At 39.2% G+C, this 21,477-nt stretch carries 23 protein-coding genes and 1 pseudogene; 16 read left to right on the forward strand and 8 right to left on the reverse strand.

The annotated features are described in order from the left end of the window. The first annotated feature begins 1 nt into the window (after window position 1). The 15 genes from MHH54_RS01150 (at window position 2) to MHH54_RS01220 (ending at window position 12,337) form a co-directional block, all read left to right on the forward strand. The gene (locus tag MHH54_RS01150) at window positions 2-724 is read left to right on the forward strand and encodes an ABC transporter ATP-binding protein (protein WP_106029702.1); all 723 of its coding nucleotides are present in this window, start codon (window positions 2-4) and stop codon (window positions 722-724) included. Continuing rightward, window positions 717-2,138 (forward strand): sporulation killing factor system integral membrane protein, encoded by a 1,422-nt coding sequence (skfF, locus tag MHH54_RS01155; protein WP_106029701.1) that lies wholly within the window; start codon window positions 717-719, stop codon window positions 2,136-2,138. Before MHH54_RS01150 ends, skfF begins: the two co-directional genes overlap by 8 nt. A gap of 19 nt (window positions 2,139-2,157) precedes the next feature. Then, window positions 2,158-2,673, forward strand: coding sequence for a HEAT repeat domain-containing protein (locus tag MHH54_RS01160; protein ID WP_106029700.1), 516 nt, complete (start codon window positions 2,158-2,160; stop codon window positions 2,671-2,673). Continuing rightward, the gene (locus MHH54_RS01165) at window positions 2,673-3,095 is read left to right on the forward strand and encodes a TlpA disulfide reductase family protein (RefSeq protein WP_106029699.1); all 423 of its coding nucleotides are present in this window, start codon (window positions 2,673-2,675) and stop codon (window positions 3,093-3,095) included. The genes MHH54_RS01160 and MHH54_RS01165 overlap by 1 nt, the downstream gene beginning before the upstream one ends. A gap of 367 nt (window positions 3,096-3,462) precedes the next feature. Further along, window positions 3,463-4,590, forward strand: a complete 1,128-nt coding sequence (locus tag MHH54_RS01170; protein ID WP_226804585.1) for a DUF418 domain-containing protein — start codon at window positions 3,463-3,465, stop codon at window positions 4,588-4,590. Window positions 4,591-4,752: 162 nt separating this feature from the next. Beyond that, window positions 4,753-5,124 (forward strand): GntR family transcriptional regulator, encoded by a 372-nt coding sequence (locus tag MHH54_RS01175; protein ID WP_226804586.1) that lies wholly within the window; start codon window positions 4,753-4,755, stop codon window positions 5,122-5,124. 5 nt (window positions 5,125-5,129) lie between these two features. Continuing rightward, a complete protein-coding gene (locus tag MHH54_RS01180; protein WP_106036007.1) occupies window positions 5,130-6,005 on the forward strand; it encodes an ABC transporter ATP-binding protein in 876 nt (291 codons plus the stop codon). Then, the gene (locus tag MHH54_RS01185) at window positions 5,989-6,594 is read left to right on the forward strand and encodes an ABC-2 transporter permease (RefSeq protein ID WP_113386654.1); all 606 of its coding nucleotides are present in this window, start codon (window positions 5,989-5,991) and stop codon (window positions 6,592-6,594) included. The genes MHH54_RS01180 and MHH54_RS01185 overlap by 17 nt, the downstream gene beginning before the upstream one ends. Before the next feature lie 185 nt (window positions 6,595-6,779). Beyond that, a complete protein-coding gene (locus tag MHH54_RS01190; protein ID WP_012008754.1) occupies window positions 6,780-6,995 on the forward strand; it encodes a helix-turn-helix transcriptional regulator in 216 nt (71 codons plus the stop codon). Continuing rightward, complete coding sequence (locus MHH54_RS01195) at window positions 6,995-7,291, forward strand: hypothetical protein (RefSeq protein ID WP_223251218.1); 297 nt, start codon at window positions 6,995-6,997, stop codon at window positions 7,289-7,291. The genes MHH54_RS01190 and MHH54_RS01195 overlap by 1 nt, the downstream gene beginning before the upstream one ends. A 55-nt stretch (window positions 7,292-7,346) precedes the next feature. After that, window positions 7,347-8,294 carry an alpha/beta hydrolase gene (locus MHH54_RS01200; RefSeq protein ID WP_106032879.1) on the forward strand — a complete coding sequence of 316 codons (948 nt, stop codon included), beginning with the start codon at window positions 7,347-7,349 and terminating at the stop codon, window positions 8,292-8,294. A gap of 286 nt (window positions 8,295-8,580) precedes the next feature. Next, complete coding sequence (locus tag MHH54_RS01205; RefSeq protein ID WP_106029723.1) at window positions 8,581-9,213, forward strand: TetR/AcrR family transcriptional regulator; 633 nt, start codon at window positions 8,581-8,583, stop codon at window positions 9,211-9,213. A 50-nt stretch (window positions 9,214-9,263) separates the two neighbouring features. After that, on the forward strand, window positions 9,264-9,947 hold the full coding sequence (locus tag MHH54_RS01210) for a bacitracin ABC transporter permease (protein WP_106029695.1): 684 nt from the start codon (window positions 9,264-9,266) through the stop codon (window positions 9,945-9,947). A gap of 24 nt (window positions 9,948-9,971) precedes the next feature. Continuing rightward, window positions 9,972-10,730, forward strand: coding sequence for a DUF4097 family beta strand repeat-containing protein (locus MHH54_RS01215; RefSeq protein WP_342500579.1), 759 nt, complete (start codon window positions 9,972-9,974; stop codon window positions 10,728-10,730). Window positions 10,731-10,948: 218 nt separating this feature from the next. Then, window positions 10,949-12,337, forward strand: a complete 1,389-nt coding sequence (locus MHH54_RS01220) for an amino acid permease (protein WP_106032882.1) — start codon at window positions 10,949-10,951, stop codon at window positions 12,335-12,337. A gap of 39 nt (window positions 12,338-12,376) precedes the next feature. Here the strand turns inward: MHH54_RS01220 and MHH54_RS01225 are convergent, their stop codons facing one another. From MHH54_RS01225 to MHH54_RS01260, 8 genes and pseudogenes are all read right to left on the reverse strand, one after another. Further along, on the reverse strand, window positions 12,377-13,258 hold the full coding sequence (locus MHH54_RS01225) for a glycerophosphodiester phosphodiesterase (RefSeq protein ID WP_322000283.1): 882 nt from the start codon (window positions 13,256-13,258) through the stop codon (window positions 12,377-12,379). A 92-nt stretch (window positions 13,259-13,350) separates the two neighbouring features. Then, window positions 13,351-14,685, reverse strand: a complete 1,335-nt coding sequence (gene glpT / locus MHH54_RS01230) for a glycerol-3-phosphate transporter (protein WP_050943401.1) — start codon at window positions 14,683-14,685, stop codon at window positions 13,351-13,353. Window positions 14,686-14,909: 224 nt separating this feature from the next. Further along, entirely contained in the window at window positions 14,910-15,680 is a 771-nt protein-coding gene (locus tag MHH54_RS01235; protein WP_106029691.1) for a SurA N-terminal domain-containing protein, read from the reverse strand. 152 nt (window positions 15,681-15,832) lie between these two features. Further along, the gene (locus tag MHH54_RS01240) at window positions 15,833-17,320 is read right to left on the reverse strand and encodes a thioredoxin domain-containing protein (protein WP_342500904.1); all 1,488 of its coding nucleotides are present in this window, start codon (window positions 17,318-17,320) and stop codon (window positions 15,833-15,835) included. Between the two features lie 84 nt (window positions 17,321-17,404). Further along, window positions 17,405-17,884, reverse strand: a pseudogene (locus tag MHH54_RS01245) (thioredoxin domain-containing protein); the annotation flags it as partial. A gap of 224 nt (window positions 17,885-18,108) precedes the next feature. Then, window positions 18,109-19,716: a DUF2326 domain-containing protein gene (locus tag MHH54_RS01250; protein WP_342500580.1), complete on the reverse strand. Its 1,608-nt coding sequence runs from the start codon at window positions 19,714-19,716 to the stop codon at window positions 18,109-18,111. Beyond that, window positions 19,694-19,936: an ABC-three component system middle component 7 gene (locus MHH54_RS01255; protein ID WP_342500581.1), complete on the reverse strand. Its 243-nt coding sequence runs from the start codon at window positions 19,934-19,936 to the stop codon at window positions 19,694-19,696. The genes MHH54_RS01250 and MHH54_RS01255 overlap by 23 nt, the downstream gene beginning before the upstream one ends. Continuing rightward, window positions 19,936-20,697 carry an ABC-three component system protein gene (locus tag MHH54_RS01260; protein ID WP_187704301.1) on the reverse strand — a complete coding sequence of 254 codons (762 nt, stop codon included), beginning with the start codon at window positions 20,695-20,697 and terminating at the stop codon, window positions 19,936-19,938. Before MHH54_RS01260 ends, MHH54_RS01255 begins: the two co-directional genes overlap by 1 nt. Before the next feature lie 437 nt (window positions 20,698-21,134). Here MHH54_RS01260 and MHH54_RS01265 point away from each other — a divergent pair, with 437 nt between their 5' ends. Then, window positions 21,135-21,395, forward strand: coding sequence for a metal-sensitive transcriptional regulator (locus tag MHH54_RS01265; protein ID WP_003217059.1), 261 nt, complete (start codon window positions 21,135-21,137; stop codon window positions 21,393-21,395). Window positions 21,396-21,477: the final 82 nt, after the last annotated feature.

A 21,477-nucleotide genomic window follows, 5' to 3' on the forward strand; every position in this document is an offset into this window, starting at 1 on the left:
GATGCCATTCATGGAGGTTCAGAATATAAGCAAACGATATAGCAATGGTGATGGGATAGAGGGTCTGTCGTTTTCCATCGAAGCAGGTGAGGTTGTGGCGCTGCTCGGGCCTAATGGTGCCGGGAAGACGACAACGATTCGGTGTTTAACGGGGCTATATAAACCAGATGGAGGGGGAATTCTCATTGAGGGTTTCCCGCCTGGTCATTCCCATGTCCAAAAACAAGTAGCTCTTATTCCTGATCAGCCGTATTTGTATCCAGACTTAACGGCTGCTGAACATGTTCAATTCCGTGCTCGAGGATATCATAAAGGCTTAAAACAGATCAAGGAAAAGGTATATGGAGCGTTGAAAGAAGTACATATGGAAAAAAAGATGAACGAACTGTGCGGAAGGCTGTCAAGAGGTCAAAAGCAGCGTGTCGTCTTAGCAGGGGCCATTGTTCAAGATGCCTCCCTTTTTATATTAGATGAACCGACTGTCGGGTTAGATATTCCGTCAAAACAGTGGCTGTCGGATTGGCTGAGACAAAAAAGCAGTCAAGGTGGGTCGGTCTTTGTGTCGACTCATAGTCTGGAGTTCGTTCTCGATACGGCCAGTAGGGTGGTATTGATTCGAGACGGTGCCATCATGAAGAATATGGATGTTCCTCAATTAAAGGAAGAACAGAGTGAGTGGAGGGCAGAAGTCATTCAACTTCTGGGGGAGTGGTCAAGTGAATAACACACTCTCCCTTTTATGGATGAAATCTCAAAGGCGCTTGATCAGTAAAAATCAAGAAAAGAAAATGCCTTTTCTGATCTTACTTCTTTTCATTGCGGCAATTGGTTTTCAGCTAAGCGCAGTTTCAAGTATGGGTGATTGGAATGCGGTTGCAGCTGGGTGGATCATTGTCTGTTTGTTTGTTCTCTATACGGGGTTTGGCTTGTTTACAAATCGGCTGCCTAGTCAAATGAACGATATCATTTGGTTATATGGAAATGGCGCTTCTCTATGGACAGTTGTCATCAGTGTATGGTTATATCACATTTTTTGGCGAGGGGCTCTTCTTATTGTCTCTGCTGTGGCTGCGGATTTTCTTCTGTTTTTTATGACGCAGCAGTACCCGTTTCTCCTTGGAAGATCACTCATCCTGACAGGGCTGTTATGTTTGGTTGAAACTTGGATGATTGCGATGTCTTGTGCTAGAACCATTCGAGTATATAAGCGCCTGTTCATACTTAGTTTTGTATTGATGTTTTGCTTCTTTGCACTGCTTGTTTTGAATCAATTCATGATGAAACAGCTCTTCTTGATGAAAATGGCTGATTCTTTGATGTTTCAAGCTGGACGTATGATTGAAGAGTTCTCCATTCTTTCTTTCTTCATCTTTATTGGAGTAATGTTCCTATCTTTCATGATGATGTACAAGGCTAGTCATCGTTTAGAGATGAAGGAGTCTTTAGTCAAGGAGGCAGTATTTTGGGAAGAATTTGAGGGGAAACACATTCAATCAAGTCCAATCGTTCAAAAAAAGGGCAAGACATGGTGGGGGCTTCCGTCATTAACGGGTAGCTGGGCTTTTCTTTGGATTGAATTATTGCTGCTAAAAAAGTATGCGGCCTTTCATTTGTTATCTACAATGCTGTTAATTGGTACTTACTATGTCGTCCTTACTTATTTTTCTGATTGGCTGAATCTATTCTTAATCGTCATCGCTTCATCCGTTCTTTTTAGTTCATATTATGCTGGGATTGTAAGACACGCACAAACAGGAGTGCTCTATCTTTTTCCAGGTGCTTTATATCAAAAAATCATCCTGTTAGAAGTGTTTCAAACCTTTTGGCTGTATGCGTTCTACTTGATTTCTCTTTATTTAATTGAGATTCAGGATGTATTGTATTGGACCTTATTTGGTGGAGGAGTTTATATATGGTTTTTGGCCATACGGCTCTTTGCCTTTATGCAGCCCCTGAGACGAGAAAGGAGTTTTGCTTTGGCCGCCTATTATCGATCATTGCTATTTGCGTCTGTGATTAGTGCTATGGTTATGATTAGCATTCATCTAATCACTGATGGCTTGTTGACAACAATTGTATCCCTAGTGGCTGGAGCAGGATTTTATGTGCTTTGTTATCGATACCGTGCGGTTCATTAAAAAGAGGAGTGAATTGTCAATGAAACCAGAAAATAAGCTGTCTCAATCAGTTCAACAATTGGCAAATACAAATGAAGTAACGATCGTTCAAGCAATAGGGGAATTGAGAAAGTTCGGAAAAGATGCAGTGCCAGTCCTTGTTGAGGCTTTAAAAGAAAAAGGATCTCTGCGGAACATTGCAGCAGCTGTACTTGGTGAATTTGGAGCAGATGCGGGAGAAGCAGCTGAGCCACTAGCGCAGCTATTAGAAAGTGAAGAAGAGGATACAAGAATGGCCGCTGCCATGTCACTCATGAGGATTGGACAGCCTAGCTTGCCATTCCTTCTGGCACTGGCTAAACGTTATGAGGGACCTACTTGTTTCTGGGCATCATGGTGTATCTCTTGGATTGATCCATCAAAAATTGAAAAAAACATGTACGAGTGCTTAAAACAAGAACAAGAAAATCCAACAGGCAGCGTCACTCCTTTTGCTGCAGAGGAAGCATTAGGGAAGATTATTGCTTTTCAGCTAAAGGAAAAGGGGGATAAATAGTGGAAACGCAAAAACTCAATTGGCCTGAGCACCTCCCTTGGATTTTTCCTTCAGATCAAAGGAGTTTATCTGAGGGACAGCAACTTCTATATTTTTGGTCAGTCAACTGTCCGCATTGTGAAGAATTAACCGACCACATTCTATATCGTGTAAATCAGTTGGGTATTCATTTAACCTGTGTCCATGTTCCATATACAGAAGATGAAAAGTCGGCAGATGTTGTTTCAGAATATGCAGAGGAAAAAAATATGACCGCTCCTATTGTGTTGGATCAGGATTATGAGATTGTTGCAAAGTATAAGATTCAAGGGTTACCTAGCTTTTGCCTTATAGATGAAGAGGGAAATTTAATAGATCGGAAAATGGGAGATAGCGGCTTGGAAAAAATATTGAAAAAGTTAGAAAAACATTCAATTAGTTAGCAAGTATCAGGGAGGAGAGAGTGTTGTTTCAATCAAACAAAGAATTAAAAAGAAACGCCATTTTTTTCGCAGGGATTGGAGCGGTTTTGTTGATTTTAATGATATTGAAATGGTTTTCGATTTCTGCAGACTGAGAGCTGACGTTGATTTTTTGGGGATTGGGGATTTTGTTTTATTTGAAACGTGTGACGCGGAAAGAAGAAAGTCATCATTCATCAATTCATTCGTATGAAACCTAGAATGTATATTCTAGGTTTTTTTATTAAATTTACCTTAAAACGTATGTTTTTACATGGGTGTAGAGACCAATTTTTTAAAAGTGTGGTAGGATAAATATGCTTTTATATTTTCCGAAGGAGCTGTCGAGTTGAAGGGGTCTAGGGTTGAGTTAATTGATAGTTTACGTGGTTTTAGTTTATTAGGTATTTTGATCGTGAATATGCTTAATTTTCAATATGATTATGATTTTGAGAAAATGTTTGATTCGAGTTTTTGGGGGCAGGAATTTGGCGTTTATGTAACGGAAATTTTGTTCCAGGGGTCGTTTTATCCGATTTTCTCCTTTTTGTTTGGGTATTCTTTTATTAAGCTGATTGAATCTACGAAAGCTAAGGGACTCAATACGAATGCCATTGTCGTCCGCCGTGGTTTTGGTCTGATTGTGCTTGGAATGCTGCATTACATCTTTATTTGGAATGGTGACATTCTTCTTTATTATGGAGCTTGTATGCTTTTCTTGATGATGTTTATGAGCAGCCGGATCAAAACAATGCTGATTTGGTCGGGTGTGTTAGGTGCATTGTCATTAGTCGTTTCGCCATACATGATGAAACTTGTTCATGGGACTGATGAATTATTAACCGATGTGTATGCGAAGGGTGATTATGCTGATATTTTGCTCAGCCGGATTACGGTTGAAGACGATATGATGATTGTGACCATTATTTTGGCGATCGTGAGCATTACGCTTATGCCGATACTAGGGTTTCTTTTCGGTACGATGACGGTGGGGCCGTTCGCCTTGCTAGGCATGGTGATTGGTAAACGAGGGCATCTCACAGAAGAAGATCGAGGGATGGCCTATCGCAAAGGCTGGGTCTGGGTCATTGTCGTCGGCCTTGCACTAAAATGTGCGACGTTCATTGATGCGCCTTGGAGTGAATTCGTTATGGTTCTCGGTGGATATGTGCTGGCGATCGGGTATATTCAAGCTTTTATTGTTTTTTACTATTCGAAGGCAGCCGAAGGCCTCAAACGTTTGCTTGCAGGGCTTGGCCGTTTGTCCCTTTCAAATTATTTGGCGCAGTCGATCATTTGTACAACGATTTTCTATTCTTATGGACTTGGTCTATTTGGACAGATGGGGTCAATGTTTGGACTGCTGCTCGCTGTCGGACTGTATATAGCACAGCTGTTCATCAGCTATCTCTATTTGAAAAAATGGAGAAGAGGTCCGGTGGAGTGGATGATGGGAAAATGGGTGTATTGGAGATAAATTTTGTTGGGGAAGGCCGCATAGCTGAAAAGCTGTGCGGTTTTTTAGTTGAGTTGCAATCAAAAAATGGTTGATTATTCTTTCAGTGTGTATATAATGTGTATATAGTGTATATACAATATTTCGTTCCAAACACCAGTACAGAAAAAAAGAGGTTTTTATATGCAAATTACGATTTCAAACCACTCTAAGGAGCCCATCTATGAGCAAATTACGAATCAAATTAAATCGATGATTTTAACGGGTGAGCTGGCGGAAGGCGCGACACTACCGTCTATTCGAAAGCTGGCGAAGGATTTGCAAATCAGCGTCATCACAACAAAGCGGGCATATGAAGAGTTAGAGAAGGCAGGATTTATTTATTCGATTGTCGGTAAGGGATCATTTGTTGCTGAGCAAAACCTAGAGGTCATGAGAGAGAAGAAATTGAAGGTGATTGAGGAACAGCTTGGAGCAGTTGTTACAAACGGCAAGGAATTAGGCTTATCTTTTGATGAATTGCAGCAGTTATTAAAGTTCTTGTATGAGGAGTGAGAAGAGTGGAGCACGTGATTGAATTCAAAGGAGTATCAAAACGATTCAAGGACTTTTCTGTTCAGAATCTTGATTTACAGGTCAAAAAAGGCTTTGTTACAGGGTTTATTGGAGAAAATGGCGCTGGTAAGTCGACCACGATTAAAATGATTATGAATTTATTAAAACCAGATTCGGGTGAGATTAAAATCTTCGGATTAGATTACCGCACCCATGAAAAAGAGATTAAGGAACGAATCGGCTTTGTTTACGATGCGAACGTTTTTTTCCCAGGATTGAATTTAAAGGACATTAAACGAATTGTGGCACCTGCCTATAAACGCTGGGATGACCAGCTTTTTTATCAATATATTGAACAGTTTGGTCTGCCGCTGAATAAAGCGATCAAAACATTTTCAAAAGGGATGCAGATGAAGGCGTCACTTGCGATTGCGCTGTCGCATCATGCCGAGCTGATTATCATGGATGAACCAACTGCTGGGTTGGATCCGGTCTTTAGAAGAGAGCTACTCGGCACGTTACAAGAATTGATGATTGATGGAAATCGAACGATCTTTTTCTCGACGCATATGACGACTGATTTAGATCGCATTGCGGATTATATTGCGTTTATACAAAATGGAAGATTGGTCTTTCAACAGTCGATACATGAGGTAGCGGAGAATTATGCGCTGGTGAAGGGGAGCCTGGATTTGTTGGATCGAGACACAGAAAAGGCGTTTATCTATATTCAGCGTACGGCAGCCGGATTTGAAGCATTAACAGATCGGATTGATGAGGTGAAACTTATTTTTGGGGATGTTGTTGTGATTGAACCGGCGTCGCTTGAGGATATCATGTTTTATTTGAAAGGCGGGGTTGCGCATGTTTCATTTAATTAAGCGTGATGTGATTTTGCAAAAGAAGCAGTTACTTATTTTTATTCCGTTTATTTTGTTTTTTATTTTCATGGATGTCCATCCAGTATTGACGTTTCTAGTCGCTAGTGTCTTCATTCCATTTAACACATACGCTTATGATGAGAAGGCAGAAACGAATATTCTATTAAATTCTTTGCCTTATACACGGAATGAAATTATTGCATCTCGTTATCTTGGTGCCGTTTTTTATATGGTCATTGCGATCGGGCTGACAAGTGTTGCTTTATTTAGTTTTGGGAAGCTGTTTTCGATGACGGATATTGCTCTTGGCAGCGGGTTGTTTTTATTGTTCGCGGCGTGTACGTTTCCATTGTTTTATATCTTAAAGCCTGGTTATATCACAACGGCAGTGATCATTGGCTTTATCCTATTATCCGCTATGGGTCCGCCTGTTGTTGTCTATTTAGCAGAGCAATTTAGTGGGATTACTGATTTTATGATGAATTTATCGATCCCTATTTTATATACGGGATCAACTGTGCTGATTATGCTCATCTACTTGCTGTCTTGGGGACTTTCTACTGCGATTTACCAGAGGAAAGTGTTTTAATTCAGATGATCACATCATTTATAGAGAATCATTCATTTTGAGGTAGGATTTTCAAAATGGATGATTCTTTTTTTGAATCAAGTGAAATTGACATACAGAAGAAAAGAGGTTATTGTTAATTAACATAATGTTAATTATTTTTAACATATTGTTAAATAAATCTTCCTTTAAGAAAGGAATTTGAAATGGAGATTAAAAATCGAATTAAGGTATTACGGGCAGAAAGAGACTGGACACAAAAGGATTTGGCAGAGAAGTTAGGTGTGACTCGTCAAACTGTGGCAGCGATTGAAAATGGTAAATATTCTTTGTCTTTAAAATTAGCCTTTCAAATTGCTAGGACATTTGAAGTTGATTTGTATGACGTATTTCAAGAGGTCGACAAGGAGGAACAACAATGATGACGACGATCATACTTTATTCTCTGATTATCCTTTCTATTTTAAGCACCGCCTTTCAATTTAAGAAAAGTCGTGAATATAAACATGATGAACGAGGTCAATTTATTCTAGCGAAAGCAGGAAGTTTTTCTATTGTAGGTGTTGCTTTAGCTTATCTATTAGTTGTTATCATTCAATCTTTAGTCCATCAATTTTCATCTCCAACAGAATGGTTTTATATAGCGATTACTTTTATGTATGTATCAAGTGTTTGCGCAAATACAATCGGCATCATCTATTGTGAAAGAAAATATTAATTTTCATCGAGGGATGTAGGCTAGAGTTCTTCATCATGAAGGGAAGAGAAAACCAATGAAAAAAATATTGAGAATCATGCTGATCTCCATAGGCACCATTATCACGGTTATGGTTGTTTTTCTGGCTAGTGTTTACTTTGTAAACCTCATTAGTAATGAAAGGGAGAAGGGGAAAATAGAAGCTTATGGGCAAAAGGTCTTGGTGGATGGGAAGCAAATGAATGCGCTCATTCAAGGCGATGGGAAAGAAACGATTGTCCTTCTGCCAGGCTATGGAACTGCTTCACCAGTGCTAGATTTCAAGCCTCTAGTAGATGAATTATCACCTTATTATAGAGTCGTAGTGATTGAACCATTTGGATATGGTTTAAGTGACGATACAGATAAAGCACGGACAAGTCAAAACATTGTAGATGAGATTCATGAATGTTTGCAGAAGCTCAACATTAAAAAGTATACGTTGATGGGTCATTCGATCTCTGGCATTTATGGATTAGAATATGTGAATCAATATGAAAAGGAAGTCCAAGCGTTTGTTGGAATTGACAGCAGTGTTCCTAAGCAGGAGGATGCAGATGAATTGCCAATCTCCAGCTTACAGCTGCTTCATCAATCCGGCTTTTATAGATTGATAGTGAAAATGAATCCAGATCAACTGGTGATGCCTAAAGTGGATGATCATACGAGAGCTCAAATTAAAATGCTGACCTTCCGAAATTTCATGGATGAAAGCCAAGCTAGTGAGGCAGATAACTTTAGAAACAATTTTAAAAATGCTCAACGATTACATTTCCCTAAGAATCTCCCCGTTGTTTTCTATCTAGCGGATCAAACGGAGAAAGAAACACCAAGCTGGAAACCAATGCATGAAGATCTACTGAAAAATGTAGATCACGGAAAAGTAGTTACTTTCAAAGGCGGCCATTATTTGCATCATACGAAATCGAAGGAACTCGCAGCTGATTTTAGAGAATTTTTATCTAACATCGAGAGTCACCGTTAACATCTAGAGATACCCAAGGTTGTTGAATCAAAACAGGCGTGTTGATTTGTTTTATGATTAAGAACAGATGAGGCGGGTGCCTGAGATAGTGGGGGAAGTGAGGATTTGGCATTGCCGGATGTTCCTGTGAATTTATAGCTTGAGAAGACCGTGTGAGCGGTCTCTTTTTTATTCTATACAAATCTTTAAGAACAGTTTATAATGAAAAATACAAATATACATACCGACGGTCGGTATGTAAAAGGAGGCGTTTTATTTGGCCAGAAATAAATATCCAGAAAAGACAATCCAGCAAATTTTAGATGTGTCGACGAAGCTGTTTCAGGAAAAAGGATTCGAAAAGACGAGTTTGCAGGATATTATCCATGAATTGAACATGTCTAAAGGGGCTATTTATCATCATTTCAAATCGAAGGAAGAAATATTACGTGCCGTGATGGAGAGGCAATTTCGTCATGCGACTGAGAAGCTTGAAGATCTGATTAAGCATACAGAAGCAGCGCATGCAAAAGAGAAGCTGCAGCGTATTTTAGAGCAGCTAGTGGTAGATCCAAAATCTCATTCGATTGATGGGATCTTGGTTGACCAGATCAAAAACCCGCAATTTGTGGTTGAAGGGATGAAGGCAGGAGTCAATCAGGATGCGCTTAAAATCAAACAGCTGATTCTTGAAGGAATTGATGATGGTTCGATGACAACTGCATTTCCTGGTGAAGTGGCAGAAGTGTTTATGCTTCTCGTGAATATATGGCTGAACCCAACGTTATTTGCTCGTGATGAGCAGGAAACTAGTCAGCGTTTACTGTTTTTACAACAGATGATGAAAGGTCTCGGAGTGGATGTGGTGAGTGATCTATTTATTCAAAAGGTCACAGCGCATTATGCTGGGATTGGTGGATATGATCAGCCTGGAACCTAAATGGCCAGAAAAGAGTCAAAAGCAAAATTCATTTCATAGGAGGATCCCTTATGCTTCACTTCGTAAAACTTGAGCTAAGAAAAAGTCATATGAAAAATTATATTCAAGCTAGTATGATTATCAGTATTGTACTGCTGGTGTTTATTTATTTTGTCGCGTTTGTTGCACAGGTTGAACAGGAAATAGGTTTTCAGCAATATCCGAATATTTATTTGTTGACGAGTATAGTATGGATGATCTTTTTTTCGATCGTCACAGCCATGATGTATTGTCGAGTAATAGTGACTGCATTGAAAGAACATGAACCTCATTCATCCAGTATGAAGTCATCCCTCCTTTCGAGAATGGTTTGGATGCTGTGCTTTTCTACAATTGTCATGCTGTGTAGTATCATTCCTTCATTTGTTGTGTTTAGTGTCACTGAAACATTCTTCCCTATTGTTCAAGATGCACTGACAGCTGATGTGATGTTCACTGTGATCAAAACGTACCTAGTGTTTACTTGTTGTATCAATGGTATTGGCATGATTGCGATGAGAGTGGGGGTAATGAAGAGGTCTACTTTCATGACCATTCTGACTGCGATTGTTCTATGTGCTGTTTTAGGAAACGTATTAATCGCTGTTTATGGTAATGATCAAATGAATTTCATTTTGTCAGGAGTCATGATGATAGCTGTCCTCATCGTGATCTTGGAATTATGGGGCCGCATGACCCGGCTTCAAGCGAGATAAGCGAGTATACAAGGAGGGAGACATATGGAGCATACGATTCAAATTGAAGAATCGGTCGTAGAATTATCGTTGGATTGGTTGCTCGGAGAGGTGTGTATTCAACACCATGATCATCCTTATCTCATCATTCGTCAAACGGCCAATCAAGTTTTTCCAAATCGTTATTTGATGAGTCATCAGGTAAAGGATGGGCGATTGTTCATTAAAGATAGACGGAAAAAAATACTCAGCTTTGGGCTTCAACTTTATAAAACCGATGTCGCTATTTTTCTTCCTAAACGACAATTACAGTCCATATCTCTTCGTTGTAAAGGAGCAAATCTTCAGGCAGAGAGACTGAAGGCGGAAAATGTCTCTTGTCATTTAACTTCCGGAAAGACGATGCTATCAGGTGACATCAAGCATCTCTATTTAGAGACAGTAGGTGGGCTTATTTCTAGTCGGCAACTGACCGCACAAAGATTATTACTGCACGCCACATCGTCAAAAGTTGAGTTGACGGGTGCCTTTTCGGACGTTGATCTGCATGTAACAGGTAGAAGGATGCAGATTCATTCTACAAACATGCTAAATTCACTTAAATCTACTTCAACCGGAGCAAATGTCAAAGTGACGATACCGGAAAATGATGGGTTTACTTGTTATGTAAAGAAAAGATCCGGCGCTTTCCGGAATGACTTTTCTTGTCATCGAGAGAAGGACAAAATGGTGCATAAAAATGGACTGCGATTCTTTGAGGTTGATATAAGAGGCGGTCAGTTTTTATTAAGTCATCAGCTTTGAAATGACTTTCATCCCTTGATTCAATTTATCAATATAAAACAATTTGAGTATCTCTTTATGTCGGAATATTTTGATAATAGTGTTTCTCTCAAAAAAACAATTGTTTTTTAAGGGTAGATTTATTATGATAATATACATCGAAAGATTGATGTTTCTCAATCAGAATGAACATTCTGATTTTTATTTTTTATGTTGTTTGTTGATGAGGGGGAAGAAAAGTGGCTCAAAAGGAATTAAAGAGAGGGTTAAGTGCCCGCCATATTCAAATGATCGCACTTGGCGGCACGATTGGTGTTGGCTTATTTATGGGGTCAGCCAAGGCCATTCAATGGACAGGTCCATCGGTTCTTCTCGCGTACGCAGTATGTGGTATCTTTATCTTTTTTATTATGCGTGCGATGGGAGAAATGTTGTACGTTGAACCGAGTACAGGTTCATTTGCTACATTTGGTCATCAATATATTCATCCGCTTGCGGGGTATATGACAGCTTGGAGTAACTGGTTCCAGTGGGTCATTGTCGGGATGTCGGAAATTATTGCCGTAGGCGCTTATATGAAATATTGGTTTCCGGAGCTGCCAGCGTGGATTCCAGGATTAATTGCGATGATTATTTTGGGAGCGGCTAATTTAATTTCGGTTAAATCGTTCGGTGAGTTCGAATTTTGGTTTGCAATGATCAAGATTGTGACGATTATTTTGATGATCATTGCAGGTCTAGGCATTATTTTCTTTGGATTTGGAAATGGCGGGACGCCTATTGGATTGTCTAATTTGTGGGCACACGGCGGGTTCTTTACAGGTGGATTTACCGGATTCTTGTTTGCGTTGTCGCTCGTCATTGCTGCCTATCAGGGTGTAGAGCTAATTGGGATTACAGCAGGTGAAGCGCAAAATCCAGAAAAGACGCTGACCAATGCCATCAAAAGTATCATCTGGCGTATTTTGATTTTCTATATCGGTGCGATCTTTGTCATTGTGACAGTGTATCCTTGGGATCAGCTGAATACCCTTGGCAGTCCATTTGTGGCGACGTTTGCGAAAATTGGGATTACAGCAGCCGCTGGTATTATTAACTTTGTCGTCATTACAGCAGCGATGTCCGGCTGTAATAGTGGGATTTTCAGTGCGGGACGTATGCTTTATACATTAGGTGTGAATGGACAGGCGCCTGCTTTCTTCACCAAAATTTCGAAGAATGGTGTGCCGTATTTTGGGACATTCGCTGTGCTGATTGGTCTAGCGGTAGGAGTTGTCCTCAATTATGTTGCGCCACCAAACATTTTCGTCTATGTGTATAGTGCGAGTGTACTTCCTGGTATGGTGCCATGGTTTGTGATTTTGATTAGTCATATCGGCTTTAGAAAGGCGAAGGGATCTGCACTTGATCAGCATCCATTCAAAATGCCGCTAGCTCCGTTTTCTAATTATCTTACAATTGGTTTCTTACTAATGGTGCTTGTATTTATGCTCATTAATCAGGATACGCGTATTTCTCTGATTGTGGCAATTGGGTTCTTAATTGTAGTAGCGCTTAGCTTTTATGTCTTTGGGATCGGGAAACGGAAGCCGATCGAAACAGCTTCTTCTGATCAAACGGTAAAATAATCAAAGGCCTTGCGGGATGGACCGCAAGGCTTTTTTTGTTTAGAGTGAAGCTTTTACACGGTTAAAGACATCTGGAAAGTTGGTGAAAAGACCGGTGACGCCGTATTGCAGTAAACGGGTCATGTCGGCTTCATTGTTGACCGTATATGGGTGGAGGAGGAGTCCGTGGCTTTTGACCTGTTGTACGTTTTCAAGTGTCAATGCTCTAAAATTCGGTCCGACACCCACTGCATAAGATTTGATGAAATCGAGCTGATCATCTGTGATGGACGTCATTTGTGTTCTGTCTAAAAGCTGTACTTTTGGAAGGCGTGGAGCTAATGTCTGTAGCTTTAGCAGGCTGTCTTGACTAAAGGATTGGATAATGACCTGCCCTTTTCTTGTGTGTTTCCCGAGGAGGTGATGTTTTTTTAGGGTCGCCAATAGCTTTTCTTCCATTTGCGGATAGATGTCTGGTTTTTTTGTTTCAATATAATAATTTTCTCGTTTGCCGAAATAGCGCAGCACTTCATCTAATGTGAGGACCCGCTGTCCGATATAGTTGGCATTTTGTCTGTCGGGATTGACTTCATTAAACCAAGTACCGGCATCAAGCTGTTTGATTTCGGCAAGTGTGAGGTCTTTGACCCAGCCCGTTCCGTTTGTGGTGCGGTCAACGGTTTCATCATGCATGACGATGAGATGTCCATCCTTTGTCATTTGAAGGTCGAGTTCGAGGTAATCCGCATTCATCTTTGTGGCGAGTTTGTAAGAAGCCAGGGTATGCTCTGGTGCATACCCTGATGCTCCGCGATGTGCAACGGTTAGAATACGATCTGGAGATAAAAGATGTTCATGTGCTGATACGGTGGCCGGCACCCACGCAATAGACAGTAAAGCAAAAGAGAGCAACACGAAAGCAAGTAATCTACTTTTCTTCATATTTTATCCTCCTTTTACGGTAACTGCCTCCATCATAAGAAATAGATGTAAAGGGCATGTTGGGCGGATATGATTCTTTTATGTGATTTTCATTAAGCTTGCTCTACGCGCTTCCCTGTATTCCAAGTCATCGCTAGGAAGACAATGGCAAGCACACAAGAACCAACCAATAAAATGAAGCCCCCTGTCCAGTCGTAATGATCCACGACGACACCCATCATGGCATTGGCAAAAGCAGAGCCGCCAATATAGCCGAAGAATCCTGTCAGGCCGGCAGCAGTGCCAGCGGCTTTTTTGGGAGCGAGATCAATGGCTTGAAGTCCAATGAGCATGACAGGTCCGTAAATTAAAAAGCCGATGCTGATGAGGGCAATGTTATCGACCATTGGATTGCCAGCAGGGTTTAACCAGTAAACAAGCACCGCAATTAACACCCCAGCCATAAAGAGGACGCCTGCTGGTGCACGGCGGCTTCTAAAGAAGCGGTCGCTGATCCAGCCGCACAATAATGTGCCGGGAATGCCTGCATATTCATAAAGAAAATATGACCAGCGTGAATGCTCTGGTGAAAAGCCCTTTGCTTCTGTTAAGTAGGTCGGCGCCCAGTCCACGACACCGTAACGGACGAAGTACACAAAGACGTTGGCAATGGCGATATACCAAAGGAATTTATTGTTGAGTACATACTTAAATAAAATCTCTTTCACTGTTAATTCTTTTTCTTGATCTTCATACTGCTGTGCCGGATAGTCATTGCGATATTCCTCGATTGGCGGAAGACCAGCGGATTGCGGGGTATCCCGGACGAGAAGAATGATCACGAAGGAGACGATAATGGCAATGATGGCAGGGAAGAAAAAGATGCTTTTCCACGTCGCAAACAGCACAATCCCTAAGGTGATGAGCGGTGCAAGAATTCCCCCGCCAATATTGTGAGCGACGTTCCAAATGGACATTTTCGTTCCACGTTCACTAACCGAAAACCAATGCGCCATCGTCCGTCCGCATGGCGGCCACCCCATGCCTTGGAACCAGCCGTTTAAAAACATGAATAAGAACATGATCCATACACTTGACGTCACCCATGGAAATGAGACAAATAAGATATTGATAAGGGCTGATAGAAAGAGTCCAGTGGCTAAAAAGTATCTTGGGTTACAGCGGTCTGAGATCATCCCCATGATGAATTTACTAAAGCCATAAGCGATGGAGACAGCTGCGAGTACAAAGCCTAATTCACTTTTCGTGAACCCTTCTTCCTGTAGATAAGGAATAGCAAAAGCGAAATTTTTTCGTAGCAAATAGTAGCCCGCATACCCGATAAAGATGCCTAAAAAGACTTGCAGCCGCAGCCGCTTATACGTCTCATCTGTTTTGGCATCATCGAGCCTGTCGATATGCGGAGCGGGTTTAAACCATTTGAACATAAAGATCCTCCTCTTGTCGTTGTCCGATTAACTGAAGCAAAAGTACGAGATTGGCGTTTGATCTTGTACTTTTTAAGAGACAATAGAATTGATAACGCTTTCTTTTGTACTCCCATCATATCGGAAGGAAGAGACGTTTATGATGAGGCTTTTGTCATAATTTTGGAAAAACAGTTCATCAAGTAACAAAAAAATCCGCACAATGGCGGATTTTTTCTTAGCTGTTACAGAGACACGTTAATTTTCGCAGATTTCTTTAGTTTTTCAATTTCTTTTTGAACTTCTTTCTGCTTTTCTTGAGATTCTAGCTGTTTTTTAATTTGTGATTTAACCTCTTTGTACTCTGGCGCTTTTTGCTTTTGTTTTTTCATTTCATCAGCGTATTGATCATAGTACGCTTTGACATCCTTTTCAGAGACGGACGCTGATTTGATTTCTTTGTCGACATACTGGCTGTATTTGATGCTGTCGGCAATGTCACTTTTCAGCTGATCCATGGTGAGTCCGCTTTTCTTAAGGGCTTCTTCAAATTGAGCGTTGTCTTTGAATTGTTTCTTTTCTTCTTTTAGCTGTTTATCTACCTCTTTGTCAGAGGCTTTGATGCCCTTCTTCTCAGCATCTTGCAGGATCAGCTCTTGACCTACGAGCGCATCAATGGTTTGTTTCTTAACTGCTTTTGCGCCTTCTTTAGATGTTGGGTCTTGCCCAGATTGCTGAAGCTGTCCTTGAATGGTTGATAGAGCACTATTATATTCATTACCTGTGATTTTGTCTTGGTTGACGGTCGCAACGACCTTTTGATCATCGATTTTTTGTGCGTCTAATTTCTTTTGCATCTCTTCCATTTGCTTTTGCTGTTCTTTTTGGTCAGCCTGTGTTGTTTCCTTGCTTTTGGCTGAATCGTTTTGCTTATCTTGTTTGGCATCGTTTGACGAGCAGGCTGCAAGCCCAACAGATAACAAACAAGCGATGAGTGTGTATGATACCTTTTTCATCATTTTCTCTCCCTTCGGTATGAGAACATCTAGTGCGCATTCTAACCGTTTTTTAGGAAAAATAAAACCGTACAGACAATTTGTTAGCGGATTGACATGTTTTTTATCTGTTTGTCCTCATTTTGTCTTCTCATAGTCATCTCATGACAAACTCAATCGTGGAATAATTGTTCCATCGCTTCGTCGATATTGGTGATTGGCTGGCGGCAGCTGTAGTTTTCACAAATATACACGGTGGTTTTGCCATCGATCGTTTTGTAATCTTTTGTAAAGGGCGCAAGTTTCGCTAATTCCTCCCCTGTTTCGGCAGTCAATATGATATCAAATGGCATGAAGCGTTTTTGAAGCGCCTGTAAAAGCTGTTCTTTTTGAGGATCGCCGTTTTTCCCGAGAATGATGATTTCTCTTTTCGTTGCATATTGACCGAGGAGCCCTTGCAGAAATGCTGTGTGCCCGCTTGGATAGGAAGAGACATCGACATAAAAGGCTTTGAACATCTGCTCTAATGTGTCCAGCCAATCCTGACGTCCGGTCAGTCTGCTTAGTATGAGAAGGTGCTTGAGTGCGGTGCTGTTGCCAGAAGGCATGGCGCCGTCGTACACTTCTTTTTCTCGAACGATGAGCGCTTCAGCATCTGATCCTGAGAAGAAAAAGCCCCCTTTTTCCTTGTCCCAAAACAGCTCAAACATGTTCTCGGCAATGGCTGTCGCTTTTTCCAGCCATGCTAATTCAAAGGTCGCTTCGTATAAAGACATATACGCTTTTAGCATATGCGCATAATCCTCGATAAAGCCTAGATGCTTTACGTCACCTTCTCTATATCGAACCATGAGACGATCATGTTGGACGAGGTGTGTTTCTAGAAAAGACATCGCCTGTTTCGCCATGCCGATGGCTTCCTCTGCACCAAATACCCTTCCTGCTTTGGCGAGAGATGAGATCATCAGTGCATTCCATGATGTGAGTACCTTGTCATCGACAAGCGGTGCGGGTCGCTGCTGTCTGACAGATTGTAAAATGTGCCGGGCCTCTTGCAGCTTAGATTGAAGCGTATGGTCATCAATCGAAAAAGAGGCTTTGATGTCATCAAAAGAGGTGGAAATGGTATGAGGGATGTTCGCCCCTTCAAAGTTCCCCTCATCTGTGATGTGGTAGACAGCGCAGAATAATGCGCCGAGGTCCTCGCCTAAATGAGTCATGATCTCATCTTTTGACCAGACATAATATTGTCCTTCTTTTCCCTCAGAATCTGCATCTATGGCTGAATAAAAGGAGCCATCCGGATTCATCATATCTCGCTTGATAAAGTGAATCAGGCGGTGGACAAGCTTTTCATATGTAGGTTGTTGAGTGAGCTGATACGCTTCTGTGTAAGCCTCCATGAGCAAGGCGTTATCATACAGCATCTTTTCAAAATGCGGCACAAGCCATTTTTCGTCTGTTGAATAACGAGAAAAACCTGAAGCGACATGGTCGTATATACCGCCATTTGCGATTCCATCTAACGTTTTCGTGACTGCATATAGCGCATTTTCCTGCCCAGTCCATTCATAATAGCGCATCAAGAATGAAAGCATATGAGGTGCAGGGAATTTTGGCGCGGAGCCAAATCCGCCGTGCAGCGTATCAAAGCTGCTCATGAGCTGATAATAGGCTTTGTGGATCGCCTCTTGAGTGAGCGTACTTTCTGTCTGCCCTGCTGCTTTGATTCGCAGATTATTTGTCGCCTTCTCTGCCAATGATTCGATATGATCGCGGTCGTTGTGATATGCGTCCAGCAACTGTGTCAGTGCCTCGATGAAGCCAGGACGCCCGTAAGCACTTCTCTTTGGAAAATACGTCCCCGCATAAAAAGGCTTTTGATCAGGCGTGACAAACACATTGAGCGGCCAGCCGCCTTGCCCCGTCATCATCTGACAAACAGACATATACATCGAGTCGATATCTGGACGCTCCTCACGATCGACTTTGATCGAAATGAAATGCTCATTTAAGATGTCAGCGACTTGCTGATCTTCGAAGCTTTCGTGTGCCATGACGTGGCACCAGTGACAAGTGGCGTAACCGATGCTGACCAATATAGGTTTGTTCTCTTTCTTTGCTTTATAAAATGCCTCTTTTCCCCATGGATACCAGTCAACTGGGTTATGCACGTGTTGAAGTAAGTAAGGAGATTTTTCATTAATCAATTTGTTCTCTGCCAAGGAATCACCTGCTTTGAATTAGTAAAATTATTATGAATTTTAACATCTATTTCCTAACGTAGCTGAAATTTCGAATTTGTTTTATTTACTGATTTAAAAAAGCATATCCTTTAAGATATGCTTTAATTAAAAATGTATAATGAGAAAAACCCTTAAACATAAATTGTTAAAAACTAATCTCAAACATATTTTATATAGTAACCTTAATTTTAATGATAATATGTTTATTTGTCTCTATTTCTCCAATCTATTTGAGTTAATAGATTATGTTGTGTAAGGTGAATTACTGTATTAATTTTTATTATATCTTGAGTTTTTTGATTATATATATTTATAAAATCAATTGCTATAAACACTTGTTTTGACATTGAGTTATAAAAATAAATTAAACGCTCAACAACTTCTTTCTCAATATTTTTAAAGAGAACAGAATCGTGTATAATAAAAGGTAATGCGGTCAAACGTAAAATTGCTAAATCGAAAATGATTAGGTTTGTATATGCTTTGCCTGTTCCAGTATTTTCAAAAAATTTATAATCATAGTTACTATAGTTAAGTTCTATTTCGGGCGCTGTTCTTTTGTTTTCATAAATGAAATTATTTATTTCTGTTAATTGAACATTAATATCATCTGTAAGTCTAGTAACTATCTTTTCCTTAATTTCATTAAGTAGCGTAGTTTTAGCAACAATGCTTGTGCGTATTTCTTGAAAATTATTATAATGATCATTTTCTGATTGGAGATTCTTTAATTCTGAAGAATACTCGATTACTTGATCCATAAACAAAGTAGATTCCTCAGTTTGACTGAGAATTGCCTCCATCTTTTGATTTATTTCGATAATTTCATCACTTAATAATTTTAGCTTTTCTTTAATTTCCTTTCTAGCGTTTCTCAGCTCCTTACTTAAAATAGAATTAATCCCGTTGTGAAAATCTTCAATAGATTCCAATTTTTTCATATTTATCTTAGGGAAAAATTCCAAGAGATTCTCAAAATCAATGGATGCTGATAGTTCTCTTTTTTTTGAAGTTCTATGTAATCTGGATCTGTAGTAATCCTGTTCTTCTAAGAGCTTTTTCTTCTGAACCTTTAATTGAACTAATTCATCAGAGACAATTTCAGAAAGGTTAATAAAAGGGCTATATGCATTTTTACTTAATTTCTCAATTTTTTCTTTAAGAAAATTAATTTCTTTTAAGTTTTTTTCATATTTTCTTTTTGATATTTTGGGTATTAAATCTAATTTCCCTGCTTTATTTAAAATTTTCTTTGATTCGTCTAACTTTGATAGTTCTTTATCTTGTTCAGCTATTTTATCGTATTCGTTAAATAGTTTTATTAATTTGATTACTGTCTCAATATTTTTTTCGGAATGATGATTGTGGAGTGGTCTTCTAACGTCATAGTTATTTTTCCCCCATACTCTAGAAAAAGTGCTTACTGCACTTCTAAACTTTATTTGTCCGGACTCTAGATTATAGCTTTCTTTTAAAAATTCTCTATAATTATCTAATTTTATGGGAACTAGTTTTTCAAAATTTTGATTGCTTTCAAAGACTATGTTAGGATCTTTCGTACTTCTAATAAAATAAAATGCAGTTTCTTTAAACTTAAAAGTAGCTTCAAAATCATGATCACCAAATTTATTAATAAAATCTTTATTATGTGATATATAAGTATTACCACCAAAAATAAAATCTAATATCATCAGTAGAGTTGACTTACCAATTGAATTAGCTCCTTGGTTATCTCCTAGTACAACATTTAAACCTTGATGAAACTTTATTATTTTTTCTTTAAATATTCTACTTCTGATCTCCACTAACATAGGTAGCCTCTCCTCTACTAAATTCTACTTCTATGGCATCAAGTAGGTATAGCACATCAAGTGATAAAATGAATTCATCTATTTCTTCAAAGTGGCTTCTAGTATTTCTGAATAAGTCCTCTATAGTCAAATATTTTTGTTCAGTTATGTGTTCAAGTATAAAAATCATCTTACCAATAATAGACTCATTTAAACTTATAATCTTATTTGGAACAATCACTAAAACACCTCACAATTCTGAATGAAAAAGGAAATTATTATGCTGCAAGCACCTAATGAGCTATTTTCAGTTTTCTTAGATAGCCATTCAGTAAGTTGTTCATAAATCACTTCCTGAGAAGTCTCTGAACGGCTAATAATTAAATAAAAAGATTTGATTTGAGTTGCTATTAAATCAAAAGAATTTGGATACTGTTTATCTAATAGTTTAAATTGCTGTTGTATATATAAATAATAATCAGTTATTTCGTTCCTGATTTTTCGAGTAGTAATACCAGTTAGCGTTTTATCTGCTTTCTGGTCAAGTTTTAAAGCGGTCAAACTTAAAGTATTAATCGGTACTTGGTTAAATTCACCCTCAATAAGTAATTTAATAACCTGTTTTATTTCTGTTTCAATTTGATAATCATGATACTTTTCTCTTGTTAAATTCTTTATCAATATGTTTTTCTTAATACTTAATACTTTTCTATATTCTTCAACAGTCCTCGGGTTGTCGAATTTTTTATGACAATCTCCACATAATGCAATTATATTACTCAAATTATTTACATCTTTATGTAATCTTTCTTCATTTTTTAATAACTCAATCTCTTCTGTTGAAGGATTTAATGGATATATGTGAGCACCTTCAAATAACTTTTTATTTCTTCCATTTTTCTCATACATAAGTGATTTTGCGCAAAGTGGACACATATTTTCCACTTCAGATAAAAGGATTGCATTTTGATTATCTGTAAGTTTTTTTCTGTTGGGCTGCATTAAAAAACACCTTCACCTCTAATATTCAAATACATTTTTAAACAGTATTCGACATAAATTACCCAGACCCTCTTTTTTCCTATAATTTTCTCGGAATTGTTATTTGGTAATTTAATGAATTTAGTTGAGAAACTTTTTTAACTTCTAACAATTGAAATATAGGCTGTTTAAACTGAAATGGGTATATAGACATGCTTGTGTTCTGTTATTTAATTTTTGCATCAGGATAGCCAAAGGGGGTAGGGGGTTTTTCAGTGATGATAGTTAGGCTTTTTCATAGGTGCCAAGCGGCAGCTCTTCATTAGCACCAATATAGTGATGTAAAGTCATATGTGTATCCTCTTTTCTTCAACATAAAAAGAAGGGCAAGTCGTTTGACTAAATACCTCTTAGGGTATACTATTTGTCATAGAAAGAATAGAAAGGAGTGCTTATTCATGGAATATAATCAGCAGATGAAGAATCGTCTTCGCCGGATTGAAGGGCAGATTAAAGGGGTTCTTGCGATGATGGAGCAGGGCAAGGATTGCCGTGAGGTGGTCACACAGCTGTCTGCATCACGTAATGCCATTGATCGGGCAATGGGTGTGATTGTGAGTACAAATCTTGAGCAATGTGTTCGTGAAAGTCTTGAACAAGGCAAGGATACGGAGGGTCTTGTGAAAGAGGCAGTTGAGCTATTGGTGAAAAGCCGGTAAGAAATTCCTCAGCCTTTGGAGGTTGACGGATTTTTTTACTTGATGTAATATACCCTTACCGGTATGTGTATATATTTTTATT

This window comes from Bacillus sp. FSL K6-4563, assembly GCF_038630405.1.
GTDB classification, from domain to species: Bacteria; Bacillota; Bacilli; order Bacillales; family Bacillaceae; genus Bacillus; species Bacillus pumilus.

What these genes read in the sequence shown, in the direction of transcription:
- MHH54_RS01150 (WP_106029702.1), top strand. Translation starts at nt 2, where the DNA reads ATGCCATTCATGGAGGTTCAGAATATAAGCAAACGATATAGCAATGGT.
- MHH54_RS01160 (WP_106029700.1), top strand. Translation starts at nt 2,158, where the DNA reads ATGAAACCAGAAAATAAGCTGTCTCAATCAGTTCAACAATTGGCAAAT.
- MHH54_RS01175 (WP_226804586.1), top strand. Translation starts at nt 4,753, where the DNA reads ATGCAAATTACGATTTCAAACCACTCTAAGGAGCCCATCTATGAGCAA.
- MHH54_RS01185 (WP_113386654.1), top strand. Translation starts at nt 5,989, where the DNA reads ATGTTTCATTTAATTAAGCGTGATGTGATTTTGCAAAAGAAGCAGTTA.
- MHH54_RS01190 (WP_012008754.1), top strand. Translation starts at nt 6,780, where the DNA reads ATGGAGATTAAAAATCGAATTAAGGTATTACGGGCAGAAAGAGACTGG.
- MHH54_RS01195 (WP_223251218.1), top strand. Translation starts at nt 6,995, where the DNA reads ATGACGACGATCATACTTTATTCTCTGATTATCCTTTCTATTTTAAGC.
- MHH54_RS01200 (WP_106032879.1), top strand. Translation starts at nt 7,347, where the DNA reads ATGAAAAAAATATTGAGAATCATGCTGATCTCCATAGGCACCATTATC.
- MHH54_RS01210 (WP_106029695.1), top strand. Translation starts at nt 9,264, where the DNA reads ATGCTTCACTTCGTAAAACTTGAGCTAAGAAAAAGTCATATGAAAAAT.
- MHH54_RS01215 (WP_342500579.1), top strand. Translation starts at nt 9,972, where the DNA reads ATGGAGCATACGATTCAAATTGAAGAATCGGTCGTAGAATTATCGTTG.
- MHH54_RS01225 (WP_322000283.1), bottom strand. Translation starts at nt 13,258, where the DNA reads ATGAAGAAAAGTAGATTACTTGCTTTCGTGTTGCTCTCTTTTGCTTTA.
- glpT (WP_050943401.1), bottom strand. Translation starts at nt 14,685, where the DNA reads ATGTTCAAATGGTTTAAACCCGCTCCGCATATCGACAGGCTCGATGAT.
- MHH54_RS01235 (WP_106029691.1), bottom strand. Translation starts at nt 15,680, where the DNA reads ATGAAAAAGGTATCATACACACTCATCGCTTGTTTGTTATCTGTTGGG.
- MHH54_RS01240 (WP_342500904.1), bottom strand. Translation starts at nt 17,320, where the DNA reads ATGAGCAGCTTTGATACGCTGCACGGCGGATTTGGCTCCGCGCCAAAA.
- MHH54_RS01250 (WP_342500580.1), bottom strand. Translation starts at nt 19,716, where the DNA reads ATGTTAGTGGAGATCAGAAGTAGAATATTTAAAGAAAAAATAATAAAG.
- MHH54_RS01260 (WP_187704301.1), bottom strand. Translation starts at nt 20,697, where the DNA reads ATGCAGCCCAACAGAAAAAAACTTACAGATAATCAAAATGCAATCCTT.
- MHH54_RS01265 (WP_003217059.1), top strand. Translation starts at nt 21,135, where the DNA reads ATGGAATATAATCAGCAGATGAAGAATCGTCTTCGCCGGATTGAAGGG.